The sequence below is a fragment of the Pseudomonas sp. 2(2015) genome (assembly GCF_000955865.1).
Classification (GTDB): Bacteria; Pseudomonadota; Gammaproteobacteria; order Pseudomonadales; family Pseudomonadaceae; genus Aquipseudomonas.
Genome location: NZ_JYOF01000024.1, coordinates 45,715 through 70,000 on the forward strand (window position 1 = coordinate 45,715; position 24,286 = coordinate 70,000).

Sequence of the window (24,286 nt, forward strand, 5' to 3'; positions counted from 1 at the left end):
GCCGCAGCCTGCATCGAGGCGGCTGCTGCGACGAGTCTCGGTGAGCGGACCGTGGCTGTCTTTGTGCTTTTGCACAGCAATTCGTGCGGCCTGCTGTGCCCCGGACCAATCATTGCGACAACAAGGATCCTCCCATGTTCGAACTGGACCATGACCTGGCGCAAGACATCGTCGAGCGGGCGATGGCGATTCTGCCGTGCAACGTCAACGTCATGGACAGCCAGGGCCTGATCCTCGGCAGTGGCGAGCCCGAGCGCATCAACACCCGTCACGAAGGTGCGCAGCTGGTGCTGGCCAACGGTCGAATCGTCGAGCTCGACGTCGAAGCGGCCAAGTGCCTCAAGGGTGTGCAGCCCGGGGTCAACCTGCCGCTGCTGCTCGACGGGCGCTTGATCGGTGTGCTGGGCCTGACCGGTGATCCGCAGCAGTTGCGCACCTATGGCGAGCTGGTACGGATGACCGCCGAAATGCTTTTGGCCCAGCGTCACCTGCAGGTCGAGCAGCAGTGGCGGCGCCAGCGCTGCGACGACCTGCTGGCATTGCTGCTGGGCGGCTCTGGCGATTCGCCGCGGCTGGTCGATGAGGCTCGCCAGCTGGGCCTCAAGCCGCAACTGCCGCGCATTCCCTGCCTGTTTGAGCTGGACGCCGGGCCTGCGGCCGAGGCGTTGGCCAGCTGGTTGATGAGCCGCTACCCGGACAGCTGGTGCGTAAGCCCCGCGCGCCAGTCGCTGCTCTGGTGCCGGCCCGCCACCGTGGTGCTGGATGAGCCGAAACTGCTGGAGCGTTTGCAACGCCATGGCTGGCAGGTGCAGCGCCTGGCCGCAGGCTCGCCAGCGCAAAGCCTGGAGCAACTGCGCCGGGGTTATCGGCGGGTGCGCGACTTGCTGGCCTATGGCCGCGAAGTGCTGCCGGCCGAGCGCCTGCTGACCTTGAGCCGCTACCGGCTGCCAGCATTGTTGTGGCGCCATCGCAATGATGACGCCCTCGACGAGCTGCTCGAACCGCTGCAGCGCATTCGTGCCAAGGACAACAGCGGCCAGCTGCTGGCGACCCTGCGCGCTTGGTGCGCTCATGATGGCCAGAGCCAGGCCTGCGCCGATGCCCTGGGCATTCACCGCAACAGCCTGCGCTATCGCCTGGAGCGCATCGCCGAACTGAGCGAAGTCGACCCGTTGCGCCTAGAAGGGATGCTCAGCCTGTACCTGGGCTTGCAGTTGCTGCCAGCCGGCAACTGAGGCGGTTTTGGCCAAGTGCCAAACAAGCGCGGGCGGTTTTTGTGCATCCGACCGACGCACTCTAGCGGCCCAACTGTCAGCATGCAGGCATCTGGATCAGGAGAATCCCCATGAAAATCGTCATCGCCCCCGACTCGTTCAAGGACAGCCTCAGCGCCGAAGGCGTCGCCGACGCCATTGCTGCCGGTATTGCCCTGGTGTTGCCGCAGGCGCAACGGGTCAAGTGCCCGATGGCCGACGGCGGCGAAGGTACCATGGCGGCCATCGTCGCTGCCTGTGCCGGCGAGCTGCGCAGCCTGCGCGTGCGCGGACCGCTGGGTGAGCCGGTCGACGCCGGTTGGGGCTGGCTGGCCGACAGCCACACGGCGATCATCGAAATGGCCACCGCCAGTGGCCTGCAACTGCTCACCCTGGCGCAGCGCGATGCCTGTCGCAGCAGCACCTTTGGCACCGGCCAACTGATTGCTGCGGCGCTGGATGCCGGCGCCCGGCGGATCATCCTGGCCATCGGCGGCAGTGCCACCAATGATGCCGGCAGCGGCATGTTGCGGGCGCTGGGCCTGCAATTGTTCGACGCCGACAATCAGCCGCTGGCTGAAGGCGGCCTGGCCCTGGCCCAGCTTGCCCGCATCGATGCCAGCGCGCTGGACCGGCGTTTGCGCGAGGTGCAACTGGAAGTTGCTGCGGATGTCGACAACCCGCTGTGCGGCAGCAGTGGCGCTTCAGCGATCTTTGGCCCGCAAAAGGGCGCAAGCCCCGAGCAGGTCCGGGCCCTGGACCAGGCCTTGGGACACTTTGCCGACCACTGCGGGCAACTGCTGGGCACTGATGTGCGTGACTTTCCTGGCAGCGGCGCCGCTGGCGGCATGGGCTTTGCCGCCAAGGCCTTCATGCAGGCGGCCTTTCGTCCGGGGATCGAAGTGGTGGCCGAGCTTGCCGGGCTTGAGGCGGCGGTGCAGGGGGCAGACCTGGTGATTACCGGCGAAGGCCGTTTTGATGCGCAGACCCTGCGCGGCAAGACGCCGTTCGGCGTGGCCCGGGTAGCACAGCGCCATGGGGTACCGGTGGTGGTGATTGCTGGCACCTTGGGCGAGGGTTACCAACAGCTGTATGCCCATGGCATCGACGCCGCGTTTGCCCTGACCAGCGGGCCGATGACCCTGGAGGCGGCCTGTGCCAATGCGCCAGCCTTGCTCCAGGCCCGCGCCGGCGACATCGCCCGCCTGTGGTGCCGCGCCCGGGCGTTGCCCGCCGGCTGACGGGCCGGCGTCATCGCCGCTAGCCCCCCGTCATGTTCATGAAACGCAAAATCTGCACTTCGCCATTGATATCGAAGTTATGGCTGTAGGGCTTGAGGGTCATGGCCTGGCGGATGGCCTTGTCCAGGCGTTCGCTGTCACCCGGGTGGGCACGCAGCACCTGCTTGAGGTCGGCGGCGTGCTCATTGCCCAGGCACAGCAGCAGGCGGCCTTCGACGGCCAGCCGCACGCGGTTGCAGCTGGCGCAAAAGTTGTGGCTGTGCGGCGAGATGAAGCCGATGCGGATATCCGGCGCCTCAGCCAGACGCCAGTAACGCGAGGGGCCCTGGGTTGATTCGGCCGACTCGATCAGGCTGAAGTGCTCGGCGATACGCGCGCGCACTTCGTCACTAGAACAATAGGACTCGCTGCGCTGGTGCTCGCTGATCACCCCCAGGGGCATTTCTTCAATAAAGGAAATATCCAGCTGGCGATCGATGGCAAAGCGCACCAGATCGACCACTTCATCATCGTTGCGGCCCTTGAGCACCACGCAGTTGAGCTTGGTGCGGCGAAAGCCGGCGGCATGGGCGGCGTCGATGCCGGCAACCACCTGGGCCAGATCGCCGGTGCGGGTCAGGGCCCTGAAACGCTCGGCATCGAGGCTATCAAGGCTGATGTTCAGGCGCGAAAGGCCGGCATCGAACAGCGGCTGGGCCAGGCGGGTGAGTTGCGAGCCGTTGCTGGTCATGCACAGTTCGCGCAGGCCGGGCAGGGCGGCGATGCGTGCGCACAGCTCGACGATGCCGGCGCGCACCAGCGGCTCGCCACCGGTCAGGCGGATCTTGCGGGTGCCCATGGCGACGAAACGCTCGGCCAGCTGGTACAGCTCCTCGAGGGTGAGGATGCGCTGGCGCGGCAGGAACTGCATGTCTTCGGCCATGCAATAGACGCAGCGAAAGTCGCAGCGATCGGTGACCGACATGCGCAGGTAATCGATTTTACGACTGTAGCCGTCGACCAGTTGTTTGCCGTTTGCACTCATGCTGGGCAGGGCCTCTTATCGCGCGTCTGGGATGCGTTTGCGCACTAGTTCTTTGATGATGGTCGAGGCTATTTAAATTATCCATGTCGGTCAAATCACTAATAATGACCAACTGATAAGGCTCATCTATCGGTAGCTTGCAGCCCCCGTATTACGTGGGTTTCAGCGGCGTGATAGAGGGTCTTGATCGGTTCGTCATTTGTTTTGATTAGACGCCTGAGTCCACGCTCAATAGCCTGAAAGGGTAGAAAACGAAGTTCGCCATTAATCAACCTGTCAATAAATAGTTGTTAATCGGTGAAACGTTAAAGATGCCCTGCGAGCCAAGCGAGGAAGCCGCGATGAGCCAAGATGAACATATAAAAAACTATGACGCCCCCGCCGCCGGTTGGGGTGCGCTGAAAAGCGTGACCAAGAGCTGGCTGGGCAGCGAAAACGCCTTCAAGAACCTGCGCGTTATGCTCAAGACCAACCAGAACGGCGGTTTCGACTGCCCCGGTTGCGCCTGGGGCGAGTCGCCGGAAAGCGGCATGGTCAAGTTCTGCGAGAACGGCGCCAAGGCGGTCAACTGGGAGTCCACCGGGCGCCTGGTCGATGCGGATTTCTTCGCCCGCTACAGCGTCACCGAGCTGGCCCGCCAGAGCGACTACTGGCTTGAATATCAGGGCCGCCTGACCCATCCGATGCGCTATGACGCCGCCACCGACCACTATGTCGAAACCAGCTGGGAGGACGCCTTTGCGCTGATCGCCCAGCACCTCAACAGCCTCGAATCTCCTGACCAGGCCGAGTTCTACACCTCCGGCCGGGCCAGCAACGAGGCGGCGTTCCTTTACCAGCTGTTCGTGCGCGCCTACGGCACCAACAACTTCCCTGATTGCTCGAACATGTGCCATGAGGCCAGCGGTGTCGGCATGTCGGAAACCCTCGGGGTCGGCAAGGGCACGGTGGTGTTCGACGACCTGGAGCACGCCGACGCAATCTTCGTTATCGGCCAGAACCCCGGCACCAACCACCCGCGCATGCTCGAACCGCTGCGCGAGGCAGTCAAGCGCGGGGCCCAGGTGATCTGCCTGAACCCGCTCAAGGAGCGTGGCCTGGAGCGTTTCCAGCACCCGCAGCACCCGTTCGAGATGCTCAGCAACGGCTCCGAGCCGACCAACACCGCGTACTTTCGTCCGGCCCTGGGCGGCGACATGGCGGTGATGCGCGGCATTGCCAAGTTTTTGCTGCAATGGGAACGCGAGGCCCAGGCCAAGGGCGAGCCGGCAGTGTTCGACCACGTCTTTATCGCCGAGCACACCTCGGGGCTCGACGCTTACCTGGCCGAAGTCGATGCCACTCGTTGGGCGCATATTGTCGAGCAGTCGGGGCTGAGCCTGGCTGAGCTTGAGCTGGCTGCCCGCATGTACCGGCGCGCCGAGCGGGTGATCATGTGCTGGGCGATGGGCGTGACCCAGCACCGCCACTCGGTGCCGACCGTGCAGGAAATCATCAACCTGCAGCTGCTGCGCGGCAACGTCGGCAAGCCTGGCGCCGGGCTGTCGCCGGTACGCGGCCACAGTAACGTGCAAGGCGACCGCACCATGGGCATCGACGAGCAGCCACCGGCGCGCCTGCTCGATGCCCTGGAGGCGCGCTTCGCCTTCAAGGCCCCGCGCCTGCACGGGCACAACGCGGTGCTGGCGATCCAGGCCATGGAAGAGCAGCGCGCCAAGGTGTTCATCGCCCTGGGCGGCAACTTCGCCCAGGCCACCCCCGATACCCCGCGCACCCACGATGCCTTGCGCAACTGCGCGCTGACCGCGCACATCGCCACCAAGCTCAACCGCTCGCACCTGGTCACCGGCCGTGACGCCCTGATCCTGCCGTGCCTGGGCCGTACCGAAATCGACCTGCAGGCCGAAGGGCCGCAAGGCATCACCGTCGAAGACACCTTCAGCATGGTGCATATCTCCCACGGCCAGCTCAAACCCTGCTCGCCGCTGCTGCGCTCGGAGCCTGCGATCGTCGCCGGCATCGCCAGGGCCACCCTCGGTGACCGGCCGATCGACTGGCAGTGGACGGTTGCCGACTACAGCCGCATTCGCGACCTGATTGCCGACGTCATCCCGGGTTTCGAGGACTTCAATGCGCGCCTGCAGCACCCAGGTGGCTTCCACCTGGGCAACACCGCAGCGCAGCGCGATTGGCACACCGAAAGCGGCAAGGCGCAGTTCACTGCCAGCGTGCTGCCGGCGCAGCTGGTCAACGAAGAAGTTCTGGCCCGTGGCGACACCCCGGACCTGATCCTGCAGACCCTGCGCTCCCACGACCAGTACAACACCACCCTGTACGGCCTCGACGATCGCTACCGCGGCGTATTCGGCCTGCGTGAGGTGGTCTTCGCCAACGAGCAGGACATCCGCCGCCTGGGTTTCAAGCCCAACGACAAGGTCGATATGGTCTCGCTGTGGGAAGACGGCCGCGAGCGTCGGGTCAGCGGCTTTACCCTGGTCGCCTACGACATTCCGCCAGGCCAGGCCGCGGCCTACTACCCGGAGACCAACCCGCTGGTGCCGCTGGAAAGCTACGGCGAGCGCACCTTCACACCGACCTCGAAATTCATCGCCATCAAGCTCGAGAAAGCCAGCGCCGACAACCTGATTCCTTCAGCGCACCTCTGACGCTGTACTCGAGTCGCTGAGGCAATCGCGCCCACCATCGCACTTTTTCCGATTTGTCGGCTCTATTCATGGCCAGGCGACGCTGACTACTGACCGGTGCCGATGGTTGATCCGTTTCTCGTTTTCCTGCGACACCTGCGCCTGCCGGTGATGGCGGGCGCCTTGCTTGCCAGCCTCAGCGCCTGCAGCCAGCAACAAGGCCGCGACATCGTCAGCCAGTTCAGCCAAGGCCGCCCTCAAGAGCTGTTGCAGACCAGCGTCGACCGCATGGCCACGCTGTCGATGCGCGACAACCTGCGCAGCCTTTACCTGCTGATGAACAAGCTGTACCAGCGCAACCCCAACCAGTGGCGCCAGTCCGGCTATGTCGATGCCAGCACCGCCGAGCGGCAGATCCGCCAGGCCATCGAGCAACGCCAGCCGTTGGCGCAACTGGGCGAGCGCCGCGACCTGGCTGCGCTCAGCTATGCGCTTAGCCCGGAGTTTCGCGGCGATCGGGTCGGCGCCTTCATCTATGCCATTGGCAGCATGCTGGTCACCGCCCATGGCGGGCGCACCGAATTTTTCATGACCGACACCATCGACCCGCAGTTCGTCAGCAATGCCGCGCGCAACATCGAAAAGGCCACCTGGCTGCTCAGCCAGCGGCAGGACGCCAATGGCGTGCTGCTGCTGTTTTCCAATGAAATATCGGAGGAGGGCAGCAACCTGAGCTTTGCCGTGGAATTCGGCAAGATCGTCGCGCGCCTGGACCTGCTGGCGCAGATGCTCGACGAGCGCTATCGGCGTATTGGCCTTAACTACGCGCAAAGCCTGCTGCTGATGAACTTCCTGCCGGTGCAATAGGCCGGGGAACTCAAGGTACTTACGGCAATCCTAGTTGATGTAGGTACTCTTTATCCGGAGGCATCACCATGCGCCGTTTACTGCTCGTTTCCTCGCTTGTGCTCTGTCTGCCCTTCGGCTCGGCCCTGGCCAAAGTCGACGCCGGTGATGTTGCCACCTCGGCCGGGGTATCCGCTTCGCTGTACTCGACCTTCAAGGACGACAAACGCATCATCCCCGCCCGTGACGACGCCTCGTCGTTCATCGCCAGTGACGGTGCGATCCGCGGCGTGTACCTGGAGTCGATGCTGCAGAGCATCCGCGCGCAGAACCCCGATCTTAAAGCCAGTGATGAAGAACTGGCACGGGCGATCCTGCTGCAAGACCAGTTCGGCGCCGGGCAGTAATCACCCGTAGGGGCCGGTGCAGCCAGCACATCAGGTGTCGCCTGGATTACGACCGCTGCGCGCTCGATCGCTGGCAAGGCCAGCTCCCACCGGTTCGGTGTAAACAGGCCCACTGTGGGAGCGGGCTTGACCCGCGATGAGGCCGCTACAGATCTACCTCAAAGCGCCTCGATCGCCTGTCGATAACGCTGCCCGGCAAGACTCATGCTGTTGTTATGAGTCGCCCCGGGCACCAGCAGCAGGCGTTTGGGCGGCTGCGCCGCAGCATTATGCAGTTGCTGGATGCGAAACAGCTGGCCGGTGAGGTTCCAGCGCACCCCGTGCAGATAGAGGATGGCCGCGGCATCGGGGCTTTTTGCTGGCCACCACCAGGCATGGATGTTCTGCCCGGCCTTAAAGCTTTCAGGCCGTAATTCAAGCTCCTGGACGCCTGCGGGCATGCCCCGGTACCAGCTGGCATTGCCCGGCTCGATGCGAAACAGCAACTCGCGCTCCTTGTGCTCGAGCACCGCGCAGCCCACCGGCAGGCCGACTACGACGCTGGCCAGGGCCAGCCCGAAGAGCCAGCGGCGAGGGCGTTTGAGCGAGAAGAAAGCCATGGCAAATCGTTCGTCTGAATACAAAAACGCGTTTGAACAGAAGCGTCGACGAACTGCACCTCGCCTATGATCGCGCCGACGTGCTCTCTGACTCACACAATTGGCCAAACCAGCGGTGCCGGGCGAGTTCGAGCCTGGCTTGAGTGACGCTGGCAAGCCGCGCCTGATCACTGACGGCCATGCCTTCGAGGTAGACGAAGTGCACATTCTGAAGGCCCAACGTGCCGAGCACGTGGCGCAGGTAAGCGCTGAGAAAGTCCGGCTGGCGGGCCCGTGCCCCGCGGTGGTAGCCGCCTGAACTGACGATCAGGTACACCGGCCGGTCTTTGAGCAGGCCGACCTTGCCTTCAGGGCCGGCAATGAAGGTGCGGTGGATGCGCAGCACATGGTCGATCCAGAGCTTGAGCGCTGCCGGCACGGTGAAGTTGTGCATGGGCGTGGCAATCAGCAGCAGGTCACAGCCTTCGAGCTCGCTGATCAGTGCCTCGGAGCTTGCAAATACCGGGTCGTGCGGCGGTACAAAGCCGGTCAGCGCTGTCGCGTAGCCGGCACTCAACGGCGCCAGTGGCGTGGCCGCCAGGTCCCGCAGGGTCACCTTGAGGTGTGGGTACTGGTGGCGGATGCAAGCGACCATTTCGTCGGCCAGGCGCAAGCCGATCGAGGCGCTGCCGCGCATGCTGGCATTGACCAGGAGCAGGTTATCCATGGCGCTGTGCCTCGGCGGCGGGCAGTGCCTGAACAAAATGCATGCCTTTGGCCAAAAGTCCTTCGCGGTAATAGAAGCGCTGGGCCAATGGCATATGCAGCCCGGTATCGAGCACCAGGTAGGCATGGCCGTTGCGCAGGCCATCGGCGCGGGCGGCATCGAGCAATGCGGCGCCGACCCGCAGGCCGCGCATGGCCGGGGACACCACCAGGTCGTCGACGTAGGTAAAGCGTCCATAGAGCAGGTTTTCGCTGCTCCTTACCCCTGCCAGCCCCAGCAGTTGCTTGCCGTAGAAAGCCCCGAGCAAGCGGTAGCCCTGCAGCGCCTGGCGCCTGACTTGCTGCGCGAACGCGTCGGCATCCACCAGGTGCGGCCGAAGTTCGCGCATTAGCTCGAAGGCGTCGCGTTGCTCGGTGCCTTCTTGCAGGTAGCGGATGGTTGCCTGTTCGCCCACGGGTTTCTCCCAGATCAATTTGAGCCGTTACTTTACGGCGGCAACGGACTACCTTATAGGTCCAAAAAATGCACAAATGACTAGGACATGCCAGCCTGCAGCCCACCGACGATGACGCCCCTCTATCGACAGATCTACTTGCGTTTTCGCGACGCCATCAGTACCGGGCGCTTGCAGCCGGGTGAGCGCCTGCCTTCGGTGCGGGCCCTGGCGGCGGAACTCAACCTGGCGCGCGGCACGGTCGAGGCGGCTTACCAGATGCTCGGCGGTGAAGGCTATGTGCAATCCAGGGGCCCGGCAGGCACGGTGGTCGCCCCGTCGCTCAGTACCAGGGCAGTAGATGTCTATGTGCCGGGGCCAGCGCTGGCCCCGGAGCCGCAGACGTATTTGCCAATGCCCTTGCAGATCGGCCTGCCGGCGCTGGACGCCTTTCCGCGCAAGCTGTGGACGCGCCTGGTGGGGCGTACCTTGCGCCAAAGCGGGGTGGAGGGCCTGGCGTACCCGGACCCTCAAGGGCAGCTTGCCCTGCGCCATGCATTGGCGGGTTACCTGGCGGTGTCGCGGGGCATCAGCTGTACTGCGCAACAGGTTTTCATCTGCGCAGGCTACCGTGCCTGTCTCGACCTGATCTGCTCCAGCCTGCTGGAGGACGGTGACCGCTGCTGGTTCGAAGACCCGGGTTACTTCCAGGCCAGGCGTTTTCTTGAGCACGCCCGGGTGCAGTTGGTGCCGGTGCCGGTGGATGGCGACGGCCTTGATGTCGACGCCGCTATCGCTCGGGCTGCTGATGCGCGCTTTGCCCTGGTCACGCCCCATCACCAGAGCCCTCTTGGCGTCACGCTGTCGCTGCCGCGGCGCCAGCGCCTGCTGGACTGGGCCAGTAGCCAGGGCAGCTGGATCATCGAGGACGACTACGACAGCGAGTACCGTTACCGCGGCCGGCCGGTGCCGGCACTCAAGAGCCTCGACAGCGAGGGGCGGGTGCTGTACTGCGCGACCTTTAGCAAAGTACTGGCGCCGGGCATACGCCTGGCCTATCTGGTGGTTCCTCAGGCCCAGGTAGAGCGCTTCGCCAGCGTGGCCCGGGACATGCATAACCACTGCCCGCAGTTGTTGCAGGCGACGGTGAGCGCATTTATCGAAGAAGGCCATTTTGCCCGGCACTTGCGCAAGATGCGCAGCCTCTATGCCCAGCGGCGCCAGCAACTGGTCGAGGCCTTGCAGGCCGAACTCGGTGAGTATCTGCAACTGGACAATCAGGCAGGCGGCATGCACCTGGTGGCAGATGTGCGCGGCGGCTTCGACGATTGTGCGATTGCCCGCCGCGCGCGGGTGCTTGGCCTGGCGATCGAGCCGCTTTCAGGCTGGTACCGACAACCCGGGCAACGGCGCGGGTTGTTGATCGGCTTTACCAATGTCACCAGCCGCGAACAAGCCGTTGCGCTGGCCAGGCAGTTACGCCTGGCGATGGGCCTTTAGCCGTGGTGGCTGTCAGTTGCGGTCCACCCACACAGTCTGCGCATTGCAGAACTCGCGTACGCCGAAGTGCGACAACTCACGGCCAAAGCCGCTCTTCTTGACGCCGCCGAAGGTCACCCGCGGGTCGCTGGCGCAGTAGCCGTTGATGAACACGCCGCCGGTGTCCAGCTCATCGGCCAGTTGCTCGGCCAACGCAGCATTGGCAGTGTAGATAGTCGAGGCCAGGCCGAATTCGCTGTCGTTGGCCAGTTGCAGGGCATGGCGGGCATCGCGGGCGGTGATGATCGAGGCCACCGGGCCGAACAACTCCTGCTTGAACGAAGTCATCTGGTCGGTGACGTCGGCCAGCACGGTGGGCTGGTAGTAGTTGCCGTTGCCTTGCACCTTGCCACCGCCAAGCAGCAGGGTCGCGCCCTCGGCCAGGGTTGCCTGGACTTGCTGGTCGAGCTCATCGCGCAGGTCGAAGCGGGCCATCGGGCCGATGTAGGTCTCGCTGGCATGCGGATCGCCCATGACCAGCGCCTGGGTGGCCTCGACGAATTTGCGGGTGAAGGCCTCGACCACGCCTTGCTCGACGATCAGGCGCTTGGCTGCGGCGCAGACCTGGCCGGTGTTCTGGTAACGGCCGATGACGGCGGCTTTGACCGCTTCATCAAGGTCGGCATCGTTGAGGACAATGAACGGGTCGGAGCCGCCCAGCTCCAGCACGCACTTTTTCAGCGCGGCGCCGGCCTGGGCGCCGATGGCGGTACCGGCGCGTACGCTGCCAGTCAGGGTCACGGCGGCAATGCGCGGGTCGGCGATGGCCTTGGACACGCCCTCTGGGGTGACGTTGATCACCTCGAACACGCCCTCGGGGAAACCTGCGCGCTGGAACGCCTCGAGCAGCAGGTAGGCGCTGCCCATCACGTTCGGCGCGTGCTTGAGTACATAGGTATTGCCGGCCAGCAACGCCGGCACCGCGCCGCGCAGCACCTGCCAGATCGGGAAGTTCCACGGCATCACTGCCAGCAGCGGGCCGAGCGGGCGGTATTCGATGCGCGCCTTGCCGACGGGCACCGGGGCCGCTTCAGCCTCGAGCATGGCCGGGCCGTTGGCCGCGTACCACTCGCAGAGCTGCGCGCATTTCTCGATCTCGCCCCTGGCCTGGGCCACCGGCTTGCCCATTTCGTCGGTGATCATCCGCGCCATGGCCTCGGCGTTGTTGCGCAGGGCGCCGGCCAGGGCCAGCAGCAATGCGGTGCGTGCCGCTACCGGCGTGCGGCGCCAGGCAGCATAGCCCTGGGCGGCGCGGCTCAGGGCAGCATCGAGGACAGCGTCGCTTTCGTAGGCATAGTGGCCGATCTGCTCGCCATTGGCGGGGTTGATCGACAAGGCGTGGGTGTGCAAGTTGATCGCGGTCATCACGGCGGTCCTGAGGGGAGGGGAACGGTTTCAGACTACTGCGTTGTGCCTTTGCCTTAAACTGAATAATACTGAGCAAAACATTCACGCAGAGAGAATGACTATGGATCTGGTGCAACTGGAGATGTTCAAGGCGGTGGCCGAGCAGGGCAGCATCAGTGCCGCGGCCCAGCACATCCATCGGGTGCCGTCGAACCTGACCACGCGGATCAAGCAGTTGGAACAGGAGCTGGGTGCCGAGCTGTTCATCCGAGAAAAAAGCCGTTTGCGCCTGTCGCCGGCGGGCTGGAATTTTCTCGACTATGCCCGGCGAATTCTCGACCTGGTGGCCGAGGCGCGGCTGACCGTGGCGGGTGACGAGCCGCAAGGCGCCTTCGCCCTCGGCTCGCTGGAAAGCACCGCCGCGGTGCGCATTCCGACGCTGCTGGCGGCTTACAACCAGGCCTATGCCAAGGTCGAACTGGACCTCACCACCGGGCCGTCCGGGGCGATGATCGACGGCGTGCTGGCCGGGCGCCTGAGCGCCGCCTTCGTCGACGGCCCGGTGTTGCACCCGGCGCTCGAGGGGGTGCCGGTGTTCGTCGAAGAGATGGTGCTGATCGCACCGCTCAACCACACGCCGATCACCCGCGCTGGCGAGGTCAACGGCATGACCATCTACGCCTTTCGCGCCAACTGCTCATACCGTCATCACTTCGAGAACTGGTTTGCCCAGGACCAGGCGGTGCCGGGCAAAATTATTGAGATGGAGTCGTACCACGGCATGCTCGCCTGCGTCAGCGCCGGCGCCGGCCTGGCGCTGATGCCGCGCAGCATGCTCGAAAGCATGCCCGGCTGCAGCACGGTCAGTGTCTGGCCGCTGTCCCAGCGCTTTCGCTACCTGCGCACCTGGCTGGTGTGGCGGCGCGGCACGGTATCGCGCAGCTTGAGGACCTTCGTGCAACTGCTGGAAGAGTGCGGCGAGGTACTCAAGGTCGAGGAACCGGTGTGACCTGATGTGCTGGCCTCATCGCTGGCAAGCCAGCGTCTACTGGCCAGCTACACTGTTGCTACTGTCCGATCCCGGAGTCCATCATGAACAGGTTGTCCTCCATTGGCCTGTGCTTGGCGTTATCGACTGTATGTGCGCAGGGCTGGGCCGAAACCGTGGTGCCGCTCAAGGGCCAGAGCGCCCAGCAGGTGCAGGTCGATATCAACGCTTGCCATAACGTCGCCGCGAGTTCCGCCAGCAGCGGTGCCCATGTCGGTGGGCGGGTGCGCGGAGCTGCCGTGGGTGCGGCCGCCGGCGCCGCGGGCGCCGAGGTACGGGGACGCCAGCATGATGAGGTCTACGACCGTGTCGATGATGACGTCAAACAGCAATACCGGCAGAACCGTGCCGGTGAAACCGCCGCTGCCGGCGCGGTTGTCGGTGGTGCCCGCCAGCGCCAGGAGCGTCGGCAGGACCGGCGCAGCAATGAGGCTACCAGCGCTTCGGCCTATACCAGCTGCCTGCAGAACAAGGGTTACCAGGTCACGCCATAGCCGCTGCCGATCTGCTAGGCTGCAGGCTTTGACCCGTGTGCAGGCAGCCATGAACAACGATATTCCCGAACCCCAGGCGGTGGGCAGTCCGATCACCAGCAGCGCGATTTTCATGGTCGCCACCCTGGCCCCAGGCAGTGAGGCACTGCAAACCGTGCGTGAGTGGTGCGCCGATATCGCCGGCCTGACGCGTTCGGTCGGCAAGCGCGTGCCGGCCGGCAACCTGTCGTGCGTCTGCGGCTTTGCCTCCAATGCCTGGGATCAGCTGTTCGGCGGGCCACGGCCACAGGCCTTGCACCCGTTCCGCGAGTTTGGCATCGAAGGGCGCCGCGCGCCGGCAACCCCTGGCGATATTCTGCTGCACATCCGCGCCGAGCAGATGGACCTGTGCTTTGAACTGGCCACCCAACTGATCACGGCCCTGGGCGATGCAGTCAAGGTGGTGGACGAAGTGCAGGGTTTTCGGTACTTCGACATGCGCAGCATCATCGGCTTCGTCGATGGTACCGAGAACCCGGTCGGCCGCCAGGTGCCCAAGTTCACCCTGGTCGGCGACGAAGACCCGGCCTTCAGCGGCGGCAGCTACGTGCTGGTGCAAAAGTACCTGCATAACATGAGCGCCTGGAACGCGCTGCCGATCGAGGCGCAGGAACGGGTGATCGGCCGCACCAAGCTGTCGGACATCGAGCTGGGTGACGAAGCCAAACCCAGCAACTCCCACAGCGCACTGACCACCATCACCGACGCGAACGGCGAAGAGCTGAAGATCCTGCGTGACAACATGCCGTTCGGCCGCCCCGGCGCCGGTGAGTTCGGCACTTACTTCATCGGTTATGCGCGCTCGCCGGCGCCGATCGAGCAGATGCTCGAGAACATGTTCGTAGGCCGCCCGGCAGGCAATTACGACCGCTTGCTGGACTTCAGCAACGCGGTCACCGGCGGCCTGTTCTTCGTGCCGTCGGCCGAGCTGCTCGAAGACCTGGCCGAGCGCACCCCGGGCTAGTGCTCATGCCGGTTTCAATTCACCGTCGAGCAGTGACCGAACTTCGGCAAAACACTTCTCGGCGATGGCCGAACGCGGCTCGGTACGCCGCAGCAGCAAGCCGATCGGTGCATGCACGCTGGCAGCACTGATCGGCACGATACGCAGGTGCTCGCTAAGACCTTCGAGGCCGTAATCGAGCGGCATGATCGCGCAGCACATCCCGGCGCAAACGGCCTGGATCAACTGGTAGCTGGAGTCGCTTTCGAGCACCGCATGGGGCTGCAGGCCGCGGCTGCGAAAGCTCAGGTCGACCGACTGGCGATAGTGCATGCCCTTGCTCAACAGCCCCAGGGGCACGGCGCTGACCGTTTCCCAGGGCAGTTCAGCCTGCTCGAACTGAAAATGGCGCACGTCATACAGCAGGCCCATGCGCGTGGTGCCCAGTTCGATCACTTCGAAATAGGCGCTGTTGATCTGGTCCAGGTAGCAGATACCCAGGTCCAGCTGGTTACGGCTCAGGCCATCGGTGATCTGTTCGGAGCTCAGCGATGATAGCTGGAACTGCAGCTCTGGATAGCGCTGGGCCAGGGGCTGGAGAAACTGCATGGGGTTGAAGCTCGACAGCGGCACCATGCCCAGGCGCAGGCTGCCGACGATCTGCCCGCGGCAACTGGCGGCTTCAGCCTGCAGGCCGTCATAGGCGGCCAGCAGGGTGCGAGCCCAGGCCAGGATGCGCTCGCCGGCCTCGGTAAAGCCTTCGAAACGCTGGCCACGGGTTACCAGCACCAGGTTCAGTTCGTCCTCAAGGTTACGCAGGCGCATCGACAGGGTCGGCTGGGTGATATGGCACAGCGCGGCGGCCTGGCCGAAGTGGCGGGTCTGGTCCAGGGCGAGAAGAAACTTCAGTTGTTTGATATCCATGGCGCAGCCTGGCAAGTCAGTAGGGCGGGTGGCAAAACGGTAAAGCAATGCCCCCGGGCCGTCCAATGGGCATTAGTGACCGGCTGATAGAGGCGCTTGATCAATAGACGATAGACCACCTCGATAAGCCGGTCGGATCTATCGATTGGACGCTAATGGTGTTTGCCTCTAGCGTTGGCCGCAACTTCCTGACTGCTGCCAAGGGGCTGTGCATGAGTATCAAACTGGACGCGGTGTTCGTGCCGCTGAACATCGCCGTGCTGACTGTCAGCGACACCCGCAGCTTCGCCACCGACACCTCCGGCGAGCTGCTGGCCAGCCGCGCGGTGGAGATGGGCCACCGCCTGGTCGAGCGGGTGCTGCTCAAGGATGACCTGTACAAGATTCGCGCCCAGGTTGCCGGCTGGATTGCCGAGGACGACGTGCAGGTGGTGCTGATCACCGGCGGCACCGGCTTTACCGGGCGCGACAGCACCCCGGAAGCTGTGGCCTGCCTGTTCGACAAGCACATCGATGGCTTTGGCGAGTTGTTCCGCGCCTTGTCGATCCTCGATATCGGCACTTCCACCGTGCAGACCCGTGCCCTGGCCGGCCTTGCCAATGGCACCCTGGTTTGCTGCCTGCCGGGCTCTACCGGCGCCTGCCGCACCGCCTGGGAAGGTATCCTCGCCGAGCAACTGGATGCCCGCCATCGCCCGTGCAACTTCGTTGCCCACCTCAAGCCTGGCACACTGTGCAAGACGCGTAACTGATACGCCAGGCAGTCCACATAAAAGCAGGGAGCGGGTAGATGAGCGCGATTGTACTTCGCCAGGCCAGGGCCGCCGATGCGCAGGCCATTTTCAACGTGCACAAGGACTCGGTCGAGTCTCAGTGTGGCGAGCATTACAGCGTCGAGCAGATTCACATGTGGCTGGATGGCCGCTCACCGGCGACTTATCTGCCGGCCATCGAGCAGGGCAACCTGTGGGTCGCGCAAGCCGAAAGCATTCTCGGCTTCGTCGAGATCGACGGCTTTGAACTCAGCAAGCTGTTTGTCTGCGGCGCGGGTGCCGGGCAGGGCATCGGTGGGCGACTGCTGAACCTGGCGATCGAGCGCATCCGCGCGACGAAGGCCAGCAGCGTTTACCTGGAAGCCACGCGCAATGCTCAGGGCTTTTATCAAGCCAACGGCTTTGTGCCTATCGGCAACGGCACCTTCAGCCGCGGCAACAGTCGCGCGGTGATCGAGATCGTCAAGATGCAGCGCCCGCTTCAGGACTGATCCGTCAGTTGCCCCGGGGCGCTGCCGTCGAGCAGCGCCAGCTCGCCAAACGACACCGACGCATCGATATAGCGCAGCGCCGACTTGGCGTCTTTCCAGCCGACATGGCTCATCAACGCCTTGAGCTCCCAGCCATTGCTGGTGGCCCAGGTGGCAAAGCCGCGGCGCAGCGAGTGCCCGGTATATAACGCTGCCGGTACGCCTGCGCGTTCGAGGATGCGCCGCAACAAGCCGATCAGGCTGTTGCTGTTGAGCGGCTGTTCGCCGAGGTTGCCCCAGCGGTCGAGTTTGCGAAACACCGGGCCGCGGGCAATGCCTGCCACTTCAAGCCATTGCAGGTAAGCCTGGACCGGGCACAACACTTTGAGTGCCGGCGCCCGATGGCGCACGCCCAGCGCCTGGCGGTCGCCCTTGCTGCGCGGCAGGTAGATCGACAGGCCGATACCCGCCTGGGCCTGGATATGCTCGACCTGCAGGCGCGCCAGTTCATCGCCGCGAAACCCGCGCCAGAACCCGATCAACAGCAAGGCCTTGTCGCGGCTGGCGCGCAACAGTGCCGGCAAATCGTGCCCGGCGCGGGCCTGGGCGGCTTCTTGCTCAAGTACGCCAACGGCAGTTTGCAGGTGCTGGATCAACAGCGGTGCCGCCTGTTTCGGTTCGGCCGGGTGCAGGGTGCGGATGCCCTTGAGCAACTGGCGCACCATCGGTGCCTTGGTCGGGTCGGGAAAGCCCTGGCTGACATGCCATTGCCCTAGCGCTGCCAGGCGCTGCTTGAGGGTGCTGATCGAGTGGCTGTGCGCATGCTCGGCCAGGTAGCGGGCGATGCTGTCGGCGGTGGCCGGCAGAAAGCCTCCCCAGCTCACTTCGAAGTGCTCGACCGCGGCCTGGTAACTGCGCCGGGTGTTATCGCGCACTGCGGCCTGCAGGTAGCGCTCGATCGTGTTCATTGCCGCGTTCCCGCCAGGCGTACCGCTCTGGGCACATTTACCCGCCATTCTAGAGCCTCACATGCGATAAGCCGTGATTATTTTATCTCAGGCCTTGATTGTATGAGCGTGAGGAAGATCAATAGGATAGTATGTAAATACATGGTACGTATCACAGTACGAAATAGTAGGAGCTGACATGGCCCGTGGCGGTATCAACAAGGCATTAGTGCACAAGGCGCGGCAGGCGCTGCTGGCCCGGGGCGAGCATCCGAGTATCGATGCCGTACGTATCGAGCTGGGTAATACCGGCTCGAAAACCACCATTCATCGTTACCTCAAAGAGCTGGAAAGCCTGCAGCCGGCGGCACCCGCCAGCACGGCAAACCTCAGCGATGCGCTGGCGGCAGTGGTCGAGCAACTGGCCGCGCAGCTGCAGGAGGAGGCTGAGGCGCGTATCGACCTTGCCCGTAGTGCCTTTGAACAAGAGCGCCAGACCCTGCTGGCGCAGGTGCAGATCAGCCAGCAGGCGCTGGCCGCCTTGCAACAGCAACATGAGATCCAGACGGCGGCGCTGGCCAGCGAGTCAGAGGCCCTGGCCACCGCCCGCACCAGCTTGCAAAGCGAGCAGACCCGCAACGCCACCCTCAACCAGGCGGTGGGCGAACTGAACCTGCGCCTGGCCGATAAGGACGAGCAGGTCCGCTCGCTGGAAGACAAGCACCAGCATGCCCGCGATGCCCTTGAGCATTACCGCAACGCCAGCCGCGAACAGCGCGACCAGGATCAACGCCGGCACGAGGCGCAGGTACAGTTGCTGCAGGTGGAAGTGCGCCAGTTGCAGCAGAGCCTGATCGTCAAGCAAGACGAACTGACCCGCCTTAACCGCGACAACGAAGGCCTGCTGGTGCAGGTTCGCACCCTCAAAGAAGCCCAGCGCGGCCTCAAGACCCAGGGCGATCGCCAGCAGGCGAAAATTCACGGCCTGGAGGTCAAGCTTGCGCAGCTCAGCGGTTCACGCGATGAGCTGGAGAAGCAGAACCAGGACCTGGCCTTGAGCCTGGCCGAACGGGTGTCGGAATTGCGCCGCCAGCTGCAGCTGATCGGCAAGCAGGAAGCACAGTTGCGCCAGGCCGAGCGTGCCCGCGAACAGCCTCAGGACAACGGCTGAAGTTTCATGCGCATGGCGCAGCGGCCGATCAGTCCCTGCAGTTGTTCGCGGTTCAACTGTTGGTGCAAAGCCTGGCTCAGTTGCTGTTCAGCGAGTGTCTCGAAGCCCAGGCGGGCATAGAAGGGCGCGTTCCAGGGAACGCAGGCAAAGGTGGTCAGGCTCAGGGCTTCGAAGCCGTGTTCGCGGGCCCAGTCAGCGGCGGCGCCGATCAACCGGCGGCCATGGCCCTGACCTTGCGCAGATTGCGCAACCGAGAGTTCATGAATGAACAGGTCGCGGCCTGCGGGTTGCGCGCAGAGGAACCCCTGCGGCACGTCGTCGGCGTCGGCCAGCACCCACTCATGGCCCTGGTCGATGAACTGGCGGTGCTCGTCGCTGCTCATCACCGGCCCCGTGGCAATCCACTCAAGACCTGGCTGATCGGCAAAAACCCGGGCGGCAGAACGTTCGACGGCGGGTAGCAGTTGCGCGTCTTCGACGCGGGCAAGGCGCAGGGTAACTGACATGGCGAAGGCTATTGAAGGTGGCTTTGCAGTGTCGTCAATCGCCGTTTTTTTCGCAACTGCAAGGGCGCTGCAAGCCTTTTGGACTAACGCCAAAAACGTTTAAGTGCGCTTAGGTATTAAGCCTAAAGCCAGAATCGTTTTTTTTCCCAGAACTGCTATTTCTTCAGGCAGCAGTGTGACCCCTTCGGTCATCTATGGGCAAAAGGACTGTCTAGCATGTCGATCCAGGCGCAGGTTTCCCCCCTCAATCAAAATGTCTCGTCCGCCGCTGTCACTGAAATCCCTACCAACGGCATCCTCAAACTGACCGAAAGCAGCGAAATCGCCCTCGACATCGATCCCGAGGCGGTTGCCAGCTATTCGAAAAGCGATGCCGACCTGGTGGTGCAGCTCAAGAACGGCGAGAGCGTCCGTATTGCCAATTTCTATGCCGAAGGCCAGCCACCCAGTGAGCTGTTCCTGGTCCATGAAGGCAAGTTGGTGGCGGTTAGCCTGCCGCCGGTTGCCGCAGAGGGCATCCTGGCGGCCACCTATGTCGCCCAGGAAAGCGCTGCAGGCTTTGACTCGCTGACCGCTGCCGGGGGCGCCGGTGCCGGTGCGACCGCAGGCGGCCTAGGGGTAGGGGGGATGCTGCTGGCGGGCGCGGCGGTGATTGGTGCGGGCGTTGCGGTGTCGAACAGTGGCGGTGGCGGCGGTGGTGGTGGCGGCGGCAGTGAAACCCCACCGGTGGATACCACCGCGCCGGGTGCAGCGTCGGGGTTGCAGGTGGCCACCGACGGCAGTTCGGTGAGCGGCAAGGCCGAGCCGGGCGCTACCGTCGGCATCGACACTAACGGCGACGGCAAGCCTGATGCAACCGTGGTGGTCGGCGCCGATGGCAGCTTCCAGGTACCGTTGAACCCGCCACTGACCAACGGTGAAACGGTGACCGTGGTGGTCACCGACCCGTCCGGCAACAGCAGCCCGCCGACCCAGATCACCGCACCGGACACCACCGCACCGGCGCCGGCAAGCGATCTGCAAGTCTCCCCCGATGGTACCCTGGTCAGTGGCAAGGGCGAGCCGGGAGCCACGGCGGGCATCGACACCGATGGCGACGGCCATCCCGACATCACGGTGATTATCGGCCCTGACGGCAGCTTCCAGGTGCCGCTTAACCCACCGCTGACCAATGGCCAGACGGTGACCGTGGTGATCACCGACCCGTCCGGCAACAGCAGCCCGCCAGCCCAGGCCAGCGCACCGGACACCACCGCCCCGGCGGCGCCCACGGATGTCGAAGTGGCGCCCGACGGTAGCAGCGTCAGCGGCAATGGCGAGCCCGGTGCCAGCGTTGGTGTCGACACCAATGGCGATGGCCAGCCGGATGTCACGGCGGTGATCGGCAGCGATGGCAGCTTCCAGGTGCCGCTTGATCCACCGCTGACCGATGGCCAGACCGTCACCGTGGTGGTCACTGACCCTGCCGGCAACAGCAGCCCGGGCGTCAGCGTCCAGGCCCCCGATTACCCGGATGCACCCCAGGTCAATGCCAGCAATGGCAGCGAGCTGTCGGGTACTGCCGAGCCCGGCGTAACCCTGGTGATCACCGATGGCAATGGCAACCCGATCGGCCAGACGGTCGCCGACGGCAATGGCAACTGGAGCTTTACGCCAGGCACGGCGCTGGCCGATGGCACCGTGGTCACTGTGGTGGCCCAGGATGCCAGCGGCCACAGCAGCCCGCCGGCGTCGATCACCGTCGACGGCGTGGCGCCGGCTGCGCCGCAGATCAACCCGACCAACGGTAGCGAGTTCAGCGGTAGCGCCGAAGCCGGGGCGACCATCACCCTGACCGACGGCAGCGGCAACCCGATCGGCCAGGCCACTGCCGATGCCAACGGCAACTGGAGTTTTACCCCGGCCACGCCGTTGCCCGATGGCACCGTGGTCAATGCCGTGGCCCAGGATGCCGCCGGCAACATCAGTGGCCCGGCCAGCGCCACCGTCGACGGCGTAGCGCCTGGCGCACCGACGGTCAACCCGAGCAATGGCAGCGAGCTTAGCGGCAGCGCCGAGCCAGGCAGCACGGTGATCATCCGCGACGGTAACGGCAATCCGATTGGCCAGACCAACGCCGATGGCAGCGGCAACTGGAGCTACACCCCAGGCACGCCGATTGCCAATGGCACCGTGATCAGCGTGGTCAACCAGGATGCCGCGGGTAACACCAGCCCGCCGGTGTCGGTCACCGTCGACAGCTCGGCACCTGCGGCACCGGTGCTCAACCCGAGCAATGGCAGCGTCCTTAGCGGTACTGCTGAAGCCGGCGCCACCGTCTCTTTGACCGACGGTAGCGGCAACCCGATCGGCCAGGTCACGGCCGACGGCAGCGGCAACTGGAGTTTCACCCCGGGCAGCCCGCTGGCTGACGGCACCGTGGTCAACGTCACCGCCACCGATGCCAGCGGCAATACCAGTGCACCTGGCAGCACCGTCATCGACGCCCAGGCGCCCGCCGCGCCGCAGGTCAACCCGAGCAACGGCGCGATCATCAGCGGTACTGCCGAAGCCGGTGCCAAGGTCATCCTCACTGACGGCAGCGGCAACCCCATCGGCGAAACCACTGCCGACGGCAGCGGCAACTGGAGCTTTACTCCGGGCGCCGCATTGCCCGATGGCAGCGTGATCAATGCCGTGGCCCAGGACCCGGCCGGCAACAGCAGCGGCCCGGCCAGCGTCACTGTCGATGCCGTCGCGCCACTGGCGCCGACCATCAATCCGAGCAATGGCAGCAGCCTCAGTGGCACGGCCGAGGCCAACAGCAAGGTGATCATCACCGACGGCAACGGCAACCCGGTTGCCGAAGTCACGGCCGATGGCAGCGGTAACTGGAGTTACGCACCGGGCACGCCGATTGCCGATGGCACGGTAATCAATGTGCTCGCCCAGGATGCGGCAGGCAACAGCAGCCCGCCGGCAAGCGTCACCGTCGACAGTTCGGCACCTGCGGCACCGGTACTCAACCCGAGCAATGGCAGTGTCATCAGCGGTACCGCTGAAGCCGGCGCCACGGTGGTGCTCAAGGATGGTGGCGGCAACCCGATCGGCCAGGTGACTGCCGATGGCAGTGGCAACTGGAGCTTCACTCCGGGCAGCCCGTTGCCCAACGGTACGGTAGTGGTGGCAACGGCCACCGACCCGACCGGCAACACCGGTGCTCCAGCGGCGACCACGGTAGACAGCGTCGCTCCGGGCGCGCCGCTACTCAACCCGAGCAATGGCAGCGTCATCAGTGGTACCGCCGAAGCCGGCGCCACCGTCACCCTGACCGATGGCAGCGGCAACCCGATCGGCCAGGTGACTGCCGATGGCAGTGGCAACTGGAGCTTCACTCCGGGCAGCCCGCTGCCCAACGGCACCGTGGTCAATGCGGTGGCCACCGACCCGGCCGGTAACACCGGCGCACCGGCTTCTGCCGTAGTGGATGCCGTCGCGCCGCCGGCCCCGACGGTCAACCTGAGCAACGGCAACAGCCTGAGCGGCACCGCCGAAGCCAACAGCAAAGTCATTCTCACCGATGGCAGCGGCAACCCGATCGCCGAAGTCTTTGCCGACGGCAGCGGCAACTGGACCTACACCCCGGGTTCGGCGCTGGCCGATGGCACCGTGGTCAACGTTGTCGCCCAGGATGCTGCCGGCAACCTCAGCGCACCGGCCAGCGTCACCGTCGACAGCTCAGCGCCTGCGGCCCCGGTCATCAACCCGAGCAATGGCGCCACCATCAGCGGCACGGCTGAAGCCGGTGCCACGGTTGCCCTCAAGGATGGCAGCGGCAACCCGATTGGCCAGGTGACCGCCGATGGCAGCGGCAACTGGAGCTTCACCCCGGGCAGCCCGCTGGCCAACGGCACCGTGGTGATTGCCACCGCCACCGATCCGACTGGCAACACGGGCCTGCAGGCCGCCACCACCGTGGACAGCGTTGCCCCGGGCGCACCGGTCATCAATCCGAGCAATGGCAGCACCATCAGCGGCACTGCCGAAGCGGGGGCCAGGATCATCATCACCGATGGTGGTGGCAATCCGATCGGCCAGACCACCGCCGACGGTAGCGGCAACTGGACGTTCACGCCTGCTGCGCCATTGGTCAACGGCGTGGTGATCAATGCCGTGGCCCAGGACCCGGCCGGCAATACCAGCGGCCCGGGCACCACCACGGTGGATGCCGTGCCGCCGCCAGCGCCGGTGGTCAACCCAAGCAACGGTAATACCCTCAACGGCACCGCCGAGGCCAACAGCACCGTTACCCTGACCGACGCCAGCGGCAACCCGATCGGCCAGACCACCGCCGATGGCAGCGGCAACTGGACGTTCACCCCCGGTGCGCAACTGCCCAACGGCACCGTGGTCAATGTCACCGCCACCGACGCGGCCGGCAACACCGGCGCGCCCGCTAGCACTATCGTGGATACCTCGTTGCCGTCGATCCCGCAGATCGACCCCAGCAACGGTTCGATCATCAGCGGCAGCGCCGATGCCGGCAACACCCTCATCATCACCGACGGCAACGGCAACCCGATCGGCCAGGTGACGGCCGACGGCAGCGGCAACTGGAGCTTCACCCCCGGTGTGCCGCTGCCGGACGGCACCGTGATCAATGTCGTGGCGCGCAACCCCAGCGGGGTCGACAGTGCGGCGGCGGTTGCCACGATTGATGGCGTTGCGCCCGCGGCGCCGGTGGTCGAGCCGAGCAACGGCGCCGAGATCAGCGGTACTGCCGAAGCCGGCGCGACCATCCTGCTCACCGATGGCGGCGGCAACCCGATTGGCCTGACCAGCGCCGATGGCAGTGGCAACTGGAGCTTCACCCCGGCCAGCCCGTTGCCCAACGGCACGGTGATCAACGCCGTGGCCCAGGATGCTGCCGGCAACAGCAGTGGCCCGGGCAG

Annotated in this window: 21 protein-coding genes; 13 read left to right on the forward strand and 8 right to left on the reverse strand. The window is 64.9% G+C overall.

Annotation, left to right across the window (positions count from 1 at the left end; translation table 11 throughout):
• Nucleotides 1-134 precede the first annotated feature (134 nt).
• Nucleotides 135-1,235, forward strand: a complete 1,101-nt coding sequence (locus UB48_RS25550; RefSeq protein ID WP_045201980.1) for a sugar diacid recognition domain-containing protein — start codon at nucleotides 135-137, stop codon at nucleotides 1,233-1,235.
• A gap of 110 nt (nucleotides 1,236-1,345) precedes the next feature.
• On the forward strand, nucleotides 1,346-2,494 hold the full coding sequence (locus UB48_RS25555) for a glycerate kinase (RefSeq protein ID WP_045201982.1): 1,149 nt from the start codon (nucleotides 1,346-1,348) through the stop codon (nucleotides 2,492-2,494).
• Between the two features lie 19 nt (nucleotides 2,495-2,513).
• Here UB48_RS25555 and moaA read toward each other — a convergent pair whose 3' ends face one another.
• A complete protein-coding gene (moaA, locus tag UB48_RS25560) occupies nucleotides 2,514-3,518 on the reverse strand; it encodes a GTP 3',8-cyclase MoaA (RefSeq protein ID WP_045201984.1) in 1,005 nt (334 codons plus the stop codon).
• A 341-nt stretch (nucleotides 3,519-3,859) separates the two neighbouring features.
• Here moaA and UB48_RS25565 point away from each other — a divergent pair, with 341 nt between their 5' ends.
• The 3 genes from UB48_RS25565 to UB48_RS25575 all read left to right on the forward strand — a co-directional run bounded on the left by UB48_RS25565 (nucleotide 3,860) and on the right by UB48_RS25575 (nucleotide 7,416).
• Nucleotides 3,860-6,184: an FdhF/YdeP family oxidoreductase gene (locus tag UB48_RS25565; protein ID WP_045201986.1), complete on the forward strand. Its 2,325-nt coding sequence runs from the start codon at nucleotides 3,860-3,862 to the stop codon at nucleotides 6,182-6,184.
• A gap of 102 nt (nucleotides 6,185-6,286) precedes the next feature.
• Nucleotides 6,287-7,030 (forward strand): hypothetical protein, encoded by a 744-nt coding sequence (locus UB48_RS25570; protein ID WP_045201988.1) that lies wholly within the window; start codon nucleotides 6,287-6,289, stop codon nucleotides 7,028-7,030.
• Between the two features lie 68 nt (nucleotides 7,031-7,098).
• The gene (locus UB48_RS25575) at nucleotides 7,099-7,416 is read left to right on the forward strand and encodes a DUF2388 domain-containing protein (protein WP_045201991.1); all 318 of its coding nucleotides are present in this window, start codon (nucleotides 7,099-7,101) and stop codon (nucleotides 7,414-7,416) included.
• Between the two features lie 158 nt (nucleotides 7,417-7,574).
• On the opposite strand, the gene UB48_RS25580 is transcribed toward UB48_RS25575, so the two are convergent.
• The 3 genes from UB48_RS25580 to UB48_RS25590 form a co-directional block, all read right to left on the reverse strand.
• Nucleotides 7,575-8,015, reverse strand: a complete 441-nt coding sequence (locus UB48_RS25580) for a hypothetical protein (RefSeq protein ID WP_082075521.1) — start codon at nucleotides 8,013-8,015, stop codon at nucleotides 7,575-7,577.
• A gap of 64 nt (nucleotides 8,016-8,079) precedes the next feature.
• Nucleotides 8,080-8,721: an FMN-dependent NADH-azoreductase gene (locus UB48_RS25585; protein ID WP_045201993.1), complete on the reverse strand. Its 642-nt coding sequence runs from the start codon at nucleotides 8,719-8,721 to the stop codon at nucleotides 8,080-8,082.
• Nucleotides 8,714-9,175, reverse strand: coding sequence for a GNAT family N-acetyltransferase (locus UB48_RS25590; RefSeq protein WP_045202028.1), 462 nt, complete (start codon nucleotides 9,173-9,175; stop codon nucleotides 8,714-8,716). The genes UB48_RS25585 and UB48_RS25590 overlap by 8 nt, the downstream gene beginning before the upstream one ends.
• Nucleotides 9,176-9,262: 87 nt before the next feature.
• On the opposite strand from UB48_RS25590, the gene UB48_RS25595 reads away from it, so the two are divergent.
• Entirely contained in the window at nucleotides 9,263-10,654 is a 1,392-nt protein-coding gene (locus tag UB48_RS25595; RefSeq protein ID WP_045201995.1) for a PLP-dependent aminotransferase family protein, read from the forward strand.
• Nucleotides 10,655-10,666: 12 nt separating this feature from the next.
• Here UB48_RS25595 and UB48_RS25600 read toward each other — a convergent pair whose 3' ends face one another.
• Nucleotides 10,667-12,058, reverse strand: a complete 1,392-nt coding sequence (locus UB48_RS25600) for an aldehyde dehydrogenase family protein (RefSeq protein WP_045201997.1) — start codon at nucleotides 12,056-12,058, stop codon at nucleotides 10,667-10,669.
• A gap of 103 nt (nucleotides 12,059-12,161) precedes the next feature.
• On the opposite strand from UB48_RS25600, the gene UB48_RS25605 reads away from it, so the two are divergent.
• From UB48_RS25605 to UB48_RS25615, 3 genes are all read left to right on the forward strand, one after another.
• Nucleotides 12,162-13,049 carry a LysR family transcriptional regulator gene (locus UB48_RS25605; protein ID WP_045201999.1) on the forward strand — a complete coding sequence of 296 codons (888 nt, stop codon included), beginning with the start codon at nucleotides 12,162-12,164 and terminating at the stop codon, nucleotides 13,047-13,049.
• An 83-nt stretch (nucleotides 13,050-13,132) separates the two neighbouring features.
• A complete protein-coding gene (locus tag UB48_RS25610; protein WP_045202001.1) occupies nucleotides 13,133-13,582 on the forward strand; it encodes a YMGG-like glycine zipper-containing protein in 450 nt (149 codons plus the stop codon).
• A gap of 49 nt (nucleotides 13,583-13,631) precedes the next feature.
• Nucleotides 13,632-14,585 carry a Dyp-type peroxidase gene (locus UB48_RS25615; RefSeq protein WP_045202003.1) on the forward strand — a complete coding sequence of 318 codons (954 nt, stop codon included), beginning with the start codon at nucleotides 13,632-13,634 and terminating at the stop codon, nucleotides 14,583-14,585.
• A gap of 3 nt (nucleotides 14,586-14,588) precedes the next feature.
• On the opposite strand, the gene UB48_RS25620 is transcribed toward UB48_RS25615, so the two are convergent.
• Complete coding sequence (locus tag UB48_RS25620) at nucleotides 14,589-15,488, reverse strand: LysR family transcriptional regulator (RefSeq protein WP_045202004.1); 900 nt, start codon at nucleotides 15,486-15,488, stop codon at nucleotides 14,589-14,591.
• Nucleotides 15,489-15,700: 212 nt separating this feature from the next.
• Between UB48_RS25620 and moaB the strand changes: the two genes are divergently transcribed.
• Together moaB and UB48_RS25630 are read left to right on the forward strand one after the other, a co-directional pair.
• Complete coding sequence (moaB, locus tag UB48_RS25625; RefSeq protein ID WP_045202030.1) at nucleotides 15,701-16,240, forward strand: molybdenum cofactor biosynthesis protein B; 540 nt, start codon at nucleotides 15,701-15,703, stop codon at nucleotides 16,238-16,240.
• Between the two features lie 38 nt (nucleotides 16,241-16,278).
• The gene (locus tag UB48_RS25630; protein WP_045202006.1) at nucleotides 16,279-16,752 is read left to right on the forward strand and encodes a GNAT family N-acetyltransferase; all 474 of its coding nucleotides are present in this window, start codon (nucleotides 16,279-16,281) and stop codon (nucleotides 16,750-16,752) included.
• On the opposite strand, the gene UB48_RS25635 is transcribed toward UB48_RS25630, so the two are convergent.
• Nucleotides 16,743-17,699 (reverse strand): site-specific integrase, encoded by a 957-nt coding sequence (locus UB48_RS25635; RefSeq protein ID WP_045202008.1) that lies wholly within the window; start codon nucleotides 17,697-17,699, stop codon nucleotides 16,743-16,745. The two genes, UB48_RS25630 and UB48_RS25635, sit on opposite strands and share 10 nt — an antisense overlap.
• A 178-nt stretch (nucleotides 17,700-17,877) precedes the next feature.
• Here UB48_RS25635 and UB48_RS25640 point away from each other — a divergent pair, with 178 nt between their 5' ends.
• Nucleotides 17,878-18,849: a DNA-binding protein gene (locus tag UB48_RS25640; protein WP_045202010.1), complete on the forward strand. Its 972-nt coding sequence runs from the start codon at nucleotides 17,878-17,880 to the stop codon at nucleotides 18,847-18,849.
• On the opposite strand, the gene UB48_RS25645 is transcribed toward UB48_RS25640, so the two are convergent.
• Entirely contained in the window at nucleotides 18,834-19,355 is a 522-nt protein-coding gene (locus UB48_RS25645) for a GNAT family N-acetyltransferase (RefSeq protein WP_045202011.1), read from the reverse strand. The two genes, UB48_RS25640 and UB48_RS25645, sit on opposite strands and share 16 nt — an antisense overlap.
• A gap of 216 nt (nucleotides 19,356-19,571) precedes the next feature.
• Here UB48_RS25645 and UB48_RS25650 point away from each other — a divergent pair.
• Nucleotides 19,572-24,286, forward strand: a 4,715-nt coding sequence (locus tag UB48_RS25650; RefSeq protein ID WP_045202013.1) for an Ig-like domain-containing protein, incomplete at its 3' end; no start/stop codon positions are given.

Bases quoted from the DNA above. Each gene is read 5' to 3' on its own strand.
- moaA (WP_045201984.1), bottom strand. From the start codon at position 3,518: ATGAGTGCAAACGGCAAACAACTGGTCGACGGCTACAGTCGTAAAATC.
- UB48_RS25640 (WP_045202010.1), top strand. From the start codon at position 17,878: ATGGCCCGTGGCGGTATCAACAAGGCATTAGTGCACAAGGCGCGGCAG.
- UB48_RS25605 (WP_045201999.1), top strand. From the start codon at position 12,162: ATGGATCTGGTGCAACTGGAGATGTTCAAGGCGGTGGCCGAGCAGGGC.
- UB48_RS25575 (WP_045201991.1), top strand. From the start codon at position 7,099: ATGCGCCGTTTACTGCTCGTTTCCTCGCTTGTGCTCTGTCTGCCCTTC.
- UB48_RS25615 (WP_045202003.1), top strand. From the start codon at position 13,632: ATGAACAACGATATTCCCGAACCCCAGGCGGTGGGCAGTCCGATCACC.
- UB48_RS25645 (WP_045202011.1), bottom strand. From the start codon at position 19,355: ATGTCAGTTACCCTGCGCCTTGCCCGCGTCGAAGACGCGCAACTGCTA.
- UB48_RS25585 (WP_045201993.1), bottom strand. From the start codon at position 8,721: ATGGATAACCTGCTCCTGGTCAATGCCAGCATGCGCGGCAGCGCCTCG.
- UB48_RS25570 (WP_045201988.1), top strand. From the start codon at position 6,287: ATGGTTGATCCGTTTCTCGTTTTCCTGCGACACCTGCGCCTGCCGGTG.
- UB48_RS25595 (WP_045201995.1), top strand. From the start codon at position 9,263: ATGCCAGCCTGCAGCCCACCGACGATGACGCCCCTCTATCGACAGATC.
- UB48_RS25620 (WP_045202004.1), bottom strand. From the start codon at position 15,488: ATGGATATCAAACAACTGAAGTTTCTTCTCGCCCTGGACCAGACCCGC.
- UB48_RS25565 (WP_045201986.1), top strand. From the start codon at position 3,860: ATGAGCCAAGATGAACATATAAAAAACTATGACGCCCCCGCCGCCGGT.
- UB48_RS25610 (WP_045202001.1), top strand. From the start codon at position 13,133: ATGAACAGGTTGTCCTCCATTGGCCTGTGCTTGGCGTTATCGACTGTA.
- UB48_RS25635 (WP_045202008.1), bottom strand. From the start codon at position 17,699: ATGAACACGATCGAGCGCTACCTGCAGGCCGCAGTGCGCGATAACACC.
- UB48_RS25600 (WP_045201997.1), bottom strand. From the start codon at position 12,058: ATGACCGCGATCAACTTGCACACCCACGCCTTGTCGATCAACCCCGCC.
- UB48_RS25580 (WP_082075521.1), bottom strand. From the start codon at position 8,015: ATGGCTTTCTTCTCGCTCAAACGCCCTCGCCGCTGGCTCTTCGGGCTG.
- UB48_RS25550 (WP_045201980.1), top strand. From the start codon at position 135: ATGTTCGAACTGGACCATGACCTGGCGCAAGACATCGTCGAGCGGGCG.
- UB48_RS25555 (WP_045201982.1), top strand. From the start codon at position 1,346: ATGAAAATCGTCATCGCCCCCGACTCGTTCAAGGACAGCCTCAGCGCC.
- UB48_RS25630 (WP_045202006.1), top strand. From the start codon at position 16,279: ATGAGCGCGATTGTACTTCGCCAGGCCAGGGCCGCCGATGCGCAGGCC.
- moaB (WP_045202030.1), top strand. From the start codon at position 15,701: ATGAGTATCAAACTGGACGCGGTGTTCGTGCCGCTGAACATCGCCGTG.